Raw genomic sequence first — 12526 nt, 5'->3', positions numbered from 1 at the left:
AGACAGGTCTCTCTGACCGTATTATCTCGCAGTTTTTTTCAGAAATCAAATATGATTCCTATATAGTCAATTTTCCCCAAAGGTACAGCAAAATCATTGCGAATATTATTAATTGCTTCGTCTAAAATTTGCTGATTAATGACTACCGCCTGTCCTGGTTTACGCCGAATTAACCGCAAACAAATACGACAGCATTCATTAGCAATTCTCACCAACTCTCGCAACACACCACCACTATTAACAACAATATCTTCTACTGCTTGTAATTCTATAAGTGCAGCAGGAATCCGCTTTTGTAAGATTTCACATAAAATATTTTTCGCTTGTGGGCGAGGCTGGGCATGAGGTTGACGATTTTGCCCTTGTTCAAATAATTTTAATACAGGCATGACCACAACTTGGTCATTAGTTTCTGTCTCAATTAGTGGTCTGAGAAACTTGTCTCTTAAAACAGCAATGGGTATTGTATAAATAATTCTAAAATTTGGTTGACATAGAGCCTTAATATTATCTCGATAAATATCATTGACTCTTTCTAATTCTAGTTTATCTAAATCATCAATAATCACTAAAACATCTTTTTTTGTAGCGACATGAATAATAGCTGCAATTTCATTAATTCGCGCAATTAAATCAGAAATTTTTCTCTCAAATTCCTGCTTAATTTCATAGCGGACAGCCGCATCAGCTTTTAACTTATTACTAATTAATTTAAGTAAATCGAAACCCAGGGAATTTTCCGCCTCAAGATTAAATTCTTCTGTCTTAGTCCGAGTTGCAAACCATTTATACAAAGCATCTTTTGTAGACTTAGGAATCTCCACTTTCAGAGCTTCCGCTTCGTACATTAAATTTACAGCAATAGAAAATAAAATATTGATATGATTGACATCAGATATTTCAATTGTGTCTGAAATAGAGAACAAAACCACGAAATAACGGTCTTGCGATCGCCTGCTAAACTCCGCTAACAAAGTAGACTTGCCACAACCACGATGTCCTGTAAAAATAATCTTGCCATCACCATTAGGGCTATCTTCAACCAACTGCTCTAATTCAGCAATCACATCATCACCATAATCCACCCTAAATCTCTCTAAATCTCTTGTCTGAATAAGTGGCAATAACTCTAAATTTCTGTATGCTTGTTGAAAGGACTTTAACAAATCGTCAGACATATACAATCACTGTATAACCTCGCTATCCATATCATCACCCATCTTTGCTAAAGTCAAGCCGAAATCTTTATCTTAAAGGTTTGTAGAGAACTTGAGTAGTAGGGTGTGTTAGGCGTAAGCCGTAACGCACCCAAAACATTAGGCTAGGTGCGTTACGCTATCGCTAACACACCCTACCATTATTCCCCATACCCCTTAATTACACATTCGCTTGCTGACGCTGATACAAAGACCAATACAAACCCTTTTGCTGTAATAATTCTGTATGAGTTCCGCGTTCAGCAATTACACCTTTTTCTAACACGAAAATCTGATCAGCGCGTTTCAAAGGTGCAAAACGGTGAGCAATCAAAAACACAGTCCGGTTAGTGGAAATTGCTTGCAAATTTTGCAATACTTGCTGCTCAGTTTCACTATCTAAAGCACTAGTCGCTTCATCTAAGACTAAAATCGGCGCATCGGAAAGAAACAATCTTGCTAAAGCAATACGTTGTCTTTGTCCTCCCGATAAAGCTGTACCCCTTTCTCCCACATTAGTCTCATAGCCATAGGGTAATTGACTAATGAAATCGTGGGCTACCGCCATTCTGGCTGCTTGTACAACTTGTTCGGCGGTAATATCAGGATTACCAAGGGTGATATTTTCCAAGATAGAACCATTAAATAAAAAGTCTTCTTGGAGAACTACACCAATTTGTTGTCGCAATGAGGATAAATCAGCACTCTTGATATCAAATCCATCAATCAGAATCCTTCCAGATTCTATTTGATAGAGTCGCTGCAAAAGTTTTGATAGGGTGCTTTTCCCCGAACCACTGCGCCCGACAATCCCGACAAATTGTCCTGGTTCAACATTAAAAGAAATCCCTCGCACCACAGGTTCAGTATTAGCCTTATACCGGAAAAATACCTGTTCAAAAGTTATTTGTCCTTTCAATGGTGGTAATACTAAACCCGTCCCCATTTCGGCTTCTGGGGCGACGTTGAGAATATCACCGATTCTATCTACTGAGAGTAAGACTTGTTGCAGATTTTGCCATAACTGCACTAACCTTAACAGTGGCCCTGTCACCCTTCCAGATAACATTTGAAAAGCTACAAGTTGCCCGACTGTCATCTGTCTATCAATGACTAATTTCGCACCGAACCAGAGAATTAACAGGGAAGAAAAATTAGTGAGGAAGTCGCCAATATTACTGCTAATGTTAGAAGTAGTGGAAGCTTTAAAGCCGGTACGCACGAAACGAGCAAATAAACCTTCCCAGCGATCGCGCGCTACAGATTCGGCAGCATGGGCTTTGACAGAATGGATACCCGTGACTGTTTCTACTAAAAATGACTGACTATCAGCACTGCGGTTAAAGGTTTCGTTTAACCAGTTCCGTAAAATCGGTGTCGCTACTAAGGTTAAAGCCGCAAACAACGGTAACACCGCCAACGCCACAAAGGTAAGGGGAATATTGTAGTAAAACATCAATACCAAGTAGACGACGGCAAAGATGCTATCTAAAATCACCGTTAGGGCTGTACCCGTGAGAAATTGGCGGATTTGTTCCAATTCTTGCACTCTGGCGACGGTATCACCGACGCGCCTCGACTCAAAATAAGCCAAGGGCAAGCGCATGAGATGACGGAATAACTGTGCTGATAAACTTAAGTCTAAGCGTCTGGCTGTGTGGGTAAAGATAAATAGCCTAAGAATACCGAGTATAGACTCAAATAACGCAATAAATAACAGCGCGATCGCCATGACATCGAGAGTGGGTAAACTCTCTTGCACCATGACTTTATCAATCACCACTTGGGTAATTAGTGGTGTCCCCAAACCCAATAATTGCAAGGTAAAGGAAGCTAGTAAAACTTCCCCTAATAGTCCTTTGTATTTCCAAACGGCTGGCGTAAACCAACTGAGATTAAATTTTTCTTGTTGGGAGATGAGTTCGACTTGCCATAACTGCCCATCCCAGGACTCTTCTACCACGGATTGGGGCAGATTCTCACAAATACTATCAGGATGCTGGGGATTAGCGACAATCAAGCGATCGCCTTTCATCCCATAAACTACTACCCATGACTGTGATTCCCAGTGTAATAAAGCCGGGAATGATAACTGGCGTAACTCACTCCAACTCACGTTTAAGCGGCGCAAAACCAAGCCCAGTTTCTCACCTGCTTCCATCACCTGTTTAGGATTTTGTCCCCGCAGTTGGCGTTGTACCCATTCTAATTTCACAGGATTATTTAACTGTTGGGCTGCCATCGTTAAACAAGCCGCAGCCGTATTCCAACTAGCCACAAAGGGGTAACTTTGGGCTGTTGGGGTTGGGGTAGGTTCTGGTGTCGCAGGCTGAAATACCTGTGTCTCGGTGACAACTGTGGGGATTTCTGGCTGCACAACACCTAACCAAAAATCTTCCACATCCGAGTTAGATATTTCCGCCCAGAGTTTGGTATCCCAACAAGCCACAACTACTTCTTTCGTCGCTGCTACAGCTTTATAATCCCCTGGGATTTTTTGCAAATCGCCAAACCAATCTCCCACCTCCAAAGCCGCCAGAGGAGTACCCGTGTCTTCCTCCCGCAGACGGACTTTACCAGCAATAATTAAAAACTGATATCCGCCTGCTTCACTCGACCAAATTTTTTCACCCAGTCGATAGCGACGGGTTTCTAGGCGTTGTTCTAATTGGGATTTTTGTTCAGGATTGAGCAAACCCAGAGGTGGTTGATTCCAAGGTATAGCAGCTAGCACGTATTGTCTTAGAGATTCATTATCCTGAAGTTTTAACTCACCTGTAATTTGACTGTCAGCTTTTGAATTTTCTCCGCTAGCCATTTTTCAAATAGTTCGTTTTGTAGTGCTTGTGTTAATTGCGTATCTTCCAAAGACGCTGGTAAAAATTGTTCGACGCGAAACAATCCGTAACGTCCATCCAGTTCAATGGGGCCGATGACTTGTCCTGGGTTAGCCATATCTATCGCCGCCCTTAAGACATCCGGCATTGTGCCTCGGCTAATTGGCCCCATCATGCCGTTGACAATGCGATCGTCAGCTTGAGAATATTCCTTAGCTAATTGCTCAAAACTACCTCCTTCAGCAATTTGCAGTTGTAACTCCTCCGCCAGTTCTCGACTATCAACCACAATTCGTGAGATTACCACCCGATCTAGAAAAATCTTGCGTTCAATAAAATATTCAGAGATTTTTGCTTCTGTCACTACAGCTTTTAATTTTTCTAGTTTGAAATTCGATGTAATTGCCGTGTGGAATGTGTTGTAGTCTGTGCCATTTCTCTTCAACCACTCCTGAAAAGCCTGCGGATCAGCTAGTTGATTTTTCAGCCGGAAATCAATAATCGTTTGTTCGGTGAGGGCTGGGTTAATTTCCATATCCTCACGGTTATTGAATTCCTGCTCAATTACATACTGACGCAGCACATCACTAATAAATTGACCTAATTTCCCTGAAACTTGCAGATATTTTACTGTTTGCTCTAGAGAAATTGCTTGGTCGTCAACGCTTAAAAAAGTTAGATTTTCCATGAGTTCACCTGGTAATGGGGATTAATTTACTTCACAACTCAAAATTCAACACTGGGAATGGGGAATTGGGCATGGGGTATGGGAGAGACAAAGAAGGTAAGTAAGGTAAAGAAGGTAAATAAAGATATAGAAAAGGGAATTAACTTCCGACTTAATTTATATGGCTTTTTCTGGAAATTTTGTAACTCATTTACCAGTAATGCAATGTTAAAGAAAAAATTAAAAGTGAAATAAATTTTCTATTCTGAAAATCAGGTTTTTTAGCATACACAAAATAGTCAAATTTAGCTATGTAGCCAAAAGTGACTTTCACTGAAATTTATTCAGCTTCAAAATAACGAATTTTTAGAAATTGCGTTAGCGTAGCGGGACATTAGTCCATTGCGAATTGCGAATTGCGAATTGCGTATCGGGCATTGATGGAATAAATTATTTGTTACTTTCTATTCCTATTCCCCAGTCCCCAGTCCCCAGTCCCCAATCCCTAAATTAAACTCGCCCAAATAAAGGCGAACGCAATAGCAGCGATCGCACCAATTAAAGTGTTAAAAATATTAACGACTTCATTTGTTAACCAAGTGTATTTAGCTTGCAAGGTTGCGCCAATTACACTTTCTAGGTTTGTGGCAATAAATGCTGCTAGGACACACCACAGTATACCCATCGGTGTAACTAAACTCACACCCCAGCCTAAAATAGCGATCGCAACTGAAGCTACTACACCCGCTAAAGTCCCCTCTAAACTGACTGCGCCTTCTGTTCCTCTGGCTACTGGTTGTAGTGTTGTAATTAAAAAAGTCCGTTTACCGTAGGCTTTACCAACTTCACTAGCACAGGTGTCAGACAATTTGGTGCTAAAACTCGCCACATAACCCAACATCAAAAGTGATTGGGGACTGGGGATTAGGGATTGGGGACTGGGTACAATTCCGGTATTAATTAGCCCCAAGCCTACAGCGCATAAAGCCGCAGTCAAAGCCGAACCCCAAACGTTTTCCGGGCCTCTTGCACCTGAACGCTTTTCCGCTATCCCTTCGGCTTCTTTTTGTGCCAAACCAATGCGTGTCACACCAGAACCTACTAAAAAATAAAACGCTACCACTAAATATCCCTGCCAGCCGAGAGTCCCCCAAACCAATACACCCAAGATCCCAGCGTGGAGTATTCCTGCTGGAGTCAGCAGCTTTTTAGGAGCAAACCAAACGAAACTCAATAAAATGGCGTTCAGTGCTATTCCTACTAACCAAGGATTGGCAGAGCTAATTAATGAGATCATCAGCAATAAACTATGGTAGTGTTGCCCAGATATCAACCAGAATAGCGAATTTTGGAGCTAACAGCAGAATTTAGCCCACAGTCAGCAATTGACAGGATTCAGGCATTTTCTTCACTTTACCTCTCCATCCCAAAGAGCATAGTTTATATTTTCTTTACAGGTTAGAGCAGAACCAACAGGCAAAATTGCTAAAAATTATGTGTAGGGCAAAAGAAGAGAATAAGAGATTACCTTAATACTCCCATGCCCAATGCCCAATTCCCCATACCCAATTTATGAACCAAACTATATTTCATCTCGCTTTCCCCGTGACTGATATTCCTCAAGCCAAAGCATATTATGTTGATGGCTTAGGCTGCACAGCCGGGCGAGAAAACCCCCAAGCCCTCATTCTCAATCTTTATGGACATCAACTCGTAGCCCATCTCACGAAAGAACCATTAACCCGTCAACGCACTATTTACCCCAGACACTTTGGCTTAATTTTCGCTGAAGAAACCGACTGGGAAGAACTACTAGAAAGGGCGCAACAAAGACAACTGACATTTCGTGAAGAACCCAAAAATCGCTTTGTGGGAACTACCCTAGAACATCGCACTTTTTTCTTAGAAGATCCGTTTAATAATTTAATGGAGTTTAAATATTATCGTCATGTAGAAGCAATTTTTGGTAGCCAAGAATATGCTCAAATTGGCGATAGAAAGTAATACAATTTTCCAGATTTATTCGCTTGTAGTAAGGGCTTCAGCCCTGTCTTTATGCAACTTAAATACTGGTTATCTTATCAGCTTATGGAGTCGCAAATCATCATTGTATAGACTTCAACCAGCCTCTATTCCCCATTCTCTACTTTCTAATTCCAACCCCTGCAAATTAGTTGAATTCTCTACATTCAGCTTGACTGGTTCTGCTAAGGCTTTGGCTACTTCTGCTATACAACGAGAATCTGTCAGCATCCATGAATGTAAGGCTACTGGAATGATTACTTCTTTACCCAAAGGCATTTTAGAACTATGTGCCGGAATAATCATTAAATCGTAATTTGTCCAAATAGAAGTGAAATTTAGTTGCTGTAACATCATCACATCAGCATTTAAATCACTCAGCAATTCGCTATTAGGACGCATTTGCATACAACCAGGAAGTTGAGACGCATAGGCGACAACAGTGCCATTATGAGGGGAAGAAATTGTGATAAACCGTTGTACTCGCTTAATGCCTTCTAAACGCTGTATATAGTAACGGCTGACAATTCCACCCATACTAAAGCCCACTATATCTAAGGTTTGTTCAGGGGCAAAATTTTTGTTAATATAACCTGCTAGTTGCTGTGCTAAGACATCTAGACCAGCTGCACCATTATTTGGTACTAAATCCAGTGAATATACAGGCCAGCCTTGTTTGCCTAGCAAAACAGCCATTTCATCAAAGACGGCTTCTGTATCAGTAATGCCATGCACCAACACAACAGGGTTACGTTGTTGGTTTTGTGTATTCATAATTTGATTTGTTCTGTATCCATACAAGTTGTAGAAAATCTAACTCAGTCAGATTTGTCCTGAAAGCCAAATTATGACACTCTCCTGACTGGATGAGGAATTGGTTAGTAGTCAATAGTCAGTAGGGGCGGGTTCAGTGAGAGATTCACGTTGACAAACAGATATTTTGGTTAAACCCGCCCGTACATTAGTCAACAGTCAACGGTGAACCGATTCATTGCTGATGGTTTTTGATAACCATCAGAGAAAATAATGTTAATTTTTATTAAGCAAGCTTTCAGAATCTTGCTTTAGATTGGGATAAAATTTAATAATTAGTCTTCAGTATTGACAAGTTGCACAGTGCTGGGCAGCAAGATTTGAGACTATTCCCCGTCTAATAGGCTTGATGAAGACCAAACCGTTGTGGTTTGATAAAAAGTAGAGAATCATCATAAAACGTAGTATTGTGACGTAATTTTTAACATTACGGTCGTTTTTACAGATAAGGAATTCAGGAGTAATTATCATGTTCGGGTTTATCAAAAAACTAATCGCTGGCATCATCAGCTTTATCACTGGATTTTTGCCTGGTAAAAAGAATGGTGGCTACTATCTACAACTAGAAGAAACTGGTACTGGTTCAGCACCTGTAGCCGCACCTAAACCTGCTGTTGAAGCATCCAATGTTAATGGTAAGACAACAAAAGCAGCAGAAGCTCCTAAGTCTGAGGCTGCTTCTACTCCTGTGAAAGCAGCAAAGAAAGAAGCTTCTCAGAATGGTAAAACTGCTCCATCTGCACCCGCACCTGCACCCGCACCAGTTGCTACCAAACCCGCTACACCTACTGAAACTACATTTGCACCCAAGTATCTAATTCCTAGTGCTAGCGGTTCAAATGGTCGTCGTCGTCCTGGTGCTAATATGAATAGCTATTTAGATATGGCGCGTCAAGTAAAAACCCCTGGCTAGGGAATTTTGGATACTTCGACAAGCTCAGTACAAGTTTTGGATTTTGGATTTAAAGTTTGGTTCAAATAAGACTAGTAATCCAAAGTTGGTATTATCAGGACGCTAGACAAGAATTAATGGTTTTGTGCCATGTCTTTGTTAAATATCAGTCCACTATATAAATGAAATGCTGGGTCCCAATAGGTCTTTTCTCTGCGAAACAGGTGAATGTGAGACTGAATGTTACCCAGCATTTCCATTTGTTCTAGAACTGTTTCGGCAAAAGGTGTAAAGTCTGACCAAATGGTGGCTTGTGGTAAATAGTTAGTCAGCCAGGTGACTAAGTTGTTCCAATTGATTCTGATGGTATTTTGACTGACTGAGGGAGTCCAGTTACTTCTGGTGAGATTTTGATTAGCTGCGGGAGTGATTTCTAAACTTTGGTGAAAATCATAACTGCGATCGCACATTCGCAAAATACAGTGTCTTTGTGGTAAGTGTAAATCACAGAATTGGGCATAGTCTTGGGTTTTGGTTTTGCGTTCAAATTGACGATTTGCATTTACGTCAACCACTTCTTCAAAAATTGGTAGTAGTCCTAATACCTGCGCTGAAACTTCCGCCCAATCAAAGGTAAGAGAACCTACTATATTTCTTTCGTCAGAGCAAATTACAGTAGGTTTTGGCTGGGATTCGGAGAAATACTGGACTTGATAGACTTGAATTTGAGCGATCGCTTTGATTGTAATCCAAAAGCAAGGTATACCTGCTTGCTGTAACTGCATTCCATAAAACTTAAGTTCACCGATGCGTCCAGCGCGGTAATATTTCCAAGAGCGGGTAGGAAGCAACAACCTAGCAGTATAAGCATCTAGTTGCATAATCTGGGCAAAATTAGCCGCTACAAGGTTTTTCTGCTCATTGTCGAGAGGTTCTAAAATTAACACCCCTAATTCAGTATTACTGGCTTCGGCCGTAGCTTGAGCAATAGCCCGTTGTTTTTCTTCTTTCCTAATATCTTCTAGCCTTTGTAAACCCTGGCGTGTTTGCGTGACAATCTTGTTATTAGTTGTGATTAACAATAATCGCCGATAAACCTTTTCCGCTTCTGCATATTTTCCCGAAACTTCATGCAGCCTAGCTAGATAAAACACTACCCAAGGATTATCAGGCGAATCTTGTAGTAGTGGTTTGAGTAATTTCGCTGCTGTTTTATAGTCTTTATTTTCAAAAGCGATCGCAATTTGTTCAATCATTTTAGTCATTAGTCATTAGTCATTAGTTTTTCTTCCCCTACCTCCCCTGCCTCCCCTGCTCCCCCTGCCTCCCCAGCCCCCTTGTCTACCTCATTTACATTTATACTTCACAGGCTGCGGAAATTAGGGATAATGCTACGATAGGGGCTGTGACGGCTCTGAGGATGCGACGACCTAAAGATACTGGTTGAAATCCTGATGCGATCGCTTCTGCAATTTCTTTGTCTGTCCAGCCGCCTTCAGGGCCAGTAGCAATCACGACATCACCAGTAATTGGCTTAATTAAGTTTTGGAGATGACTATATTCACCGCGTGCTTCACAAATATAGCGGTGGGGTGCTGTGCTATTAGTTACGGCTTCTTTAAATGTTACAGGCTCTAAAATTGTTGGGACAAAAGCGCGTTCTGATTGTTCGGCGGCTTCTGCGGCGATGCGTCGCCAACGTTCTAGCTTTTGGGGACTAGGATTTAAGAGAGTGCGATCGCTCAATACTGGTGCAATACAAGCTACACCCAACTCAGTACAACTCCGCACTACTTCCTCGAAACCACTACCTTTGGGTAAAGCCATCATTAAAGTCACCGCTACAGGTAACTCAGTGGCGACAACTAGGGGTTTTAATACTTGTGCTTGTTCGGCGTTAATCTGCGCTAACCACCACTTACCCAAGCCATCCATAGCAATAAATTGCTCACCTTCTCGCAAACGTAACACCCGCTTTAAGTAATGTTCTTGTTGTGGTGTGAGTAAAATTTGGCTTTCTTGGAGTTGTGAGGGTGTGATGGTAATTCGTTGTAGTTGAGCCATGAGATGTTAAACCGCAGATAAACGCCGATACTTTAATAAGTATTATCTGCGTTCATCTGCGGTTAAATTTCCTCATCCTAATGCTTATGGGAGAGTCTGGAAGTAAGCTTCTAAGGCTTCTTTGACTAAATCAGTCATTGATCTTCCTTGACTGGTGGCTGTAGTTTTCAGCTTGGTGTACAAATCATCGTGGAGACTGACACGATATCTAGCTTTGCGAGATTTTGATGTAGCTTTAGGTGCTTCTGGTTCTACGGTGACTGCTGCTTCTGGTTCGTACTGGCTAGCAAATTCACGAATCGCATCAAAGCCGACGCGATCGCAAAAATCACCAAAGCTTTCTTGTGATGTGCGAGACTGCTTAAAGTAGACGAAAATTGGCTCTAAGAAGCTTTCTATATCGTTATGGTGCAGTTTCTCTACATAAGGCTGTGCTAGGCGTGTTTGATTTGGTGAACCACCCAACCACACTTGATAACTTTCCGGCGCACTACCTACGAAACCTAATTCTGCCATGTAAGGACGAGCGCAACCATTGGGACAGCCAGTCATCCTTACCACAAAATGTTCATTTTGTAAACCGACTTTATCTAAAACTGCGCGAATTCTCTCTAAAATTCCAGGGATGGCTCTTTCTGACTCGGTGATGGCTAAACCGCAAGTTGGTAAAGCCGGACAAGCCATTGCATAGCGGACTAGAGGGTCAATGGTGTTGGGGTCAGAAACTACGCCGCAACGGTCGAGAATAGCTTGAATTGCAGCTTTATTTTCCGGTGCGATTTCGTAGAAAATCAGGTTTTGGTTGGCTGTGAGGCGGATGGGTAAGTTAAATTGCTCGACAATTTCTCGTAAGGCTGTCTTTAATTTAAATGAACCTTCGTCTTTGACGCGACCATTATCAATGGAAATACCCAAGAATAAATTACCATCGCCTTGTTCGTGCCAACCCAAGAAGTCATGATATTTAAATTCTGGTAATTCTTGGAAAGGTGCGAGGGGTTTGCCAAAATATTCTTCGACTTTGGCGCGGAATTTATCGACACCCCAATCGTTGATTAAGTATTTTAACCTAGCGTGTCTGCGGTCAGTGCGATCGCCATAATCTCTTTGTGTAGCGACGATGGCTTTCACTGCATCATACACATCAGCTTTATTTACATAGCCGATGGGGTCTGCAATTCTGGCGAAGGTTTCTTCTTTGTTGTGGGTTCTACCCAAGCCACCACCAGCAAAAATATTAAAGCCTTGCAGGTCGCCTTGGGAATCAGTAATTACGACTAAAGTCAGGTCTTGGGAATATAAATCAATGGAATTATCCCCAGTAACTGTCACACTCACCTTGAACTTACGCGGCATATAATATGTGCCGTAGATGGGTTCTTCCGTGTCGTGGATAATTGTGCCATTACCGTTACGAACTCTAGCCGCTTTCACTTCTGGACTTTCTTCCGCGCTGATGGCTTTTTCGCCATCTAACCAGATTTCGTAATAAGCACCGGTTTGGGGTGAGAGTAAATCAGCAATATTTTGGGCATATTCCCAAGCATACTGATACTCAGGCTGATTTTTAAAGGGAGCTGGGGGAGCCATGACGTTGCGGTTGATGTCACCACAAGCACCCAAAGTTGAACCGAGATTTTTAATTATTGTAGCGATCGCGGCTTTGAGATTCTTCTTTAAAATCCCGTGGAGTTGGAAACCTTGACGAGTCGTTGCTCGTAGAGTATGGTTGCCATATTCATCAGCTAGCTTGTCTAAAGCCAAATATAACTGCGGCGGTACTAAACCACCAGGGTTTTTTGTCCGCAGCATGAATTGATAATCTTTCTCTTGTCCCTTAACACGGTTATCACGGTTATCCTGTTGATAAGAACCGTGAAACTTGAGAATTTGGATAGCATCTTCACTAAAGTGAGTAGTATCCTCAAGTATCTGCGTTGCTACGGGTTCGCGTAAAAAATTACTGTTTTCTTTAATTCCTTCAACTTTAGAAGGTTTGCGGCTGGTGAGAGGGGGAGGAGCGGATTTAACCATC

The 12526-nt window shown here is 41.7% G+C and carries 11 protein-coding genes; 3 read left to right on the top strand and 8 right to left on the bottom strand.

Features of this window, described 5'->3' with window-relative positions:
* Window positions 1-38 precede the first annotated feature (38 nt).
* The 3 genes from CV014_RS13800 to CV014_RS13790 form a co-directional block, all read right to left on the bottom strand.
* Window positions 39-1178: an ATP-binding protein gene (locus CV014_RS13800; RefSeq protein ID WP_236142559.1), complete on the bottom strand. Its 1140-nt coding sequence runs from the start codon at window positions 1176-1178 to the stop codon at window positions 39-41.
* 199 nt (window positions 1179-1377) lie between these two features.
* Complete coding sequence (locus CV014_RS13795) at window positions 1378-4014, bottom strand: peptidase domain-containing ABC transporter (protein ID WP_236142558.1); 2637 nt, start codon at window positions 4012-4014, stop codon at window positions 1378-1380.
* Window positions 3963-4721 (bottom strand): peptidylprolyl isomerase, encoded by a 759-nt coding sequence (locus tag CV014_RS13790; RefSeq protein ID WP_236142557.1) that lies wholly within the window; start codon window positions 4719-4721, stop codon window positions 3963-3965. Before CV014_RS13790 ends, CV014_RS13795 begins: the two co-directional genes overlap by 52 nt.
* Before the next feature lie 57 nt (window positions 4722-4778).
* Here CV014_RS13790 and CV014_RS13785 point away from each other — a divergent pair, with 57 nt between their 5' ends.
* A complete protein-coding gene (locus CV014_RS13785) occupies window positions 4779-4955 on the top strand; it encodes a hypothetical protein (protein ID WP_236142556.1) in 177 nt (58 codons plus the stop codon).
* Between the two features lie 250 nt (window positions 4956-5205).
* On the opposite strand, the gene CV014_RS13780 is transcribed toward CV014_RS13785, so the two are convergent.
* Entirely contained in the window at window positions 5206-5997 is a 792-nt protein-coding gene (locus CV014_RS13780) for a TIGR00297 family protein (protein ID WP_236142585.1), read from the bottom strand.
* 275 nt (window positions 5998-6272) lie between these two features.
* Between CV014_RS13780 and CV014_RS13775 the strand changes: the two genes are divergently transcribed.
* The gene (locus tag CV014_RS13775; RefSeq protein ID WP_236142555.1) at window positions 6273-6704 is read left to right on the top strand and encodes a VOC family protein; all 432 of its coding nucleotides are present in this window, start codon (window positions 6273-6275) and stop codon (window positions 6702-6704) included.
* A gap of 114 nt (window positions 6705-6818) precedes the next feature.
* On the opposite strand, the gene CV014_RS13770 is transcribed toward CV014_RS13775, so the two are convergent.
* Window positions 6819-7496: an esterase/lipase family protein gene (locus tag CV014_RS13770; protein WP_236142554.1), complete on the bottom strand. Its 678-nt coding sequence runs from the start codon at window positions 7494-7496 to the stop codon at window positions 6819-6821.
* A gap of 508 nt (window positions 7497-8004) precedes the next feature.
* Between CV014_RS13770 and CV014_RS13765 the strand changes: the two genes are divergently transcribed.
* Entirely contained in the window at window positions 8005-8448 is a 444-nt protein-coding gene (locus CV014_RS13765; protein WP_236142553.1) for a hypothetical protein, read from the top strand.
* Window positions 8449-8561: 113 nt separating this feature from the next.
* On the opposite strand, the gene CV014_RS13760 is transcribed toward CV014_RS13765, so the two are convergent.
* The 3 genes from CV014_RS13760 to sir form a co-directional block, all read right to left on the bottom strand.
* Window positions 8562-9683 carry a tetratricopeptide repeat protein gene (locus CV014_RS13760; RefSeq protein WP_236142584.1) on the bottom strand — a complete coding sequence of 374 codons (1122 nt, stop codon included), beginning with the start codon at window positions 9681-9683 and terminating at the stop codon, window positions 8562-8564.
* A 100-nt stretch (window positions 9684-9783) separates the two neighbouring features.
* Window positions 9784-10491: a 16S rRNA (uracil(1498)-N(3))-methyltransferase gene (locus CV014_RS13755; protein WP_236142552.1), complete on the bottom strand. Its 708-nt coding sequence runs from the start codon at window positions 10489-10491 to the stop codon at window positions 9784-9786.
* Window positions 10492-10575: 84 nt separating this feature from the next.
* Entirely contained in the window at window positions 10576-12525 is a 1950-nt protein-coding gene (sir, locus tag CV014_RS13750) for a sulfite reductase, ferredoxin dependent (protein ID WP_236142551.1), read from the bottom strand.
* Window position 12526: the final 1 nt, after the last annotated feature.

Origin of the sequence: Nostoc sp. CMAA1605 (assembly GCF_021596505.1) — a bacterium.
GTDB lineage: Bacteria > Cyanobacteriota > Cyanobacteriia > Cyanobacteriales > Nostocaceae > Trichormus.
Note: the sequence above shows the minus strand (reverse complement) of the source record. Positions and strands in the feature narration are given on the sequence as shown.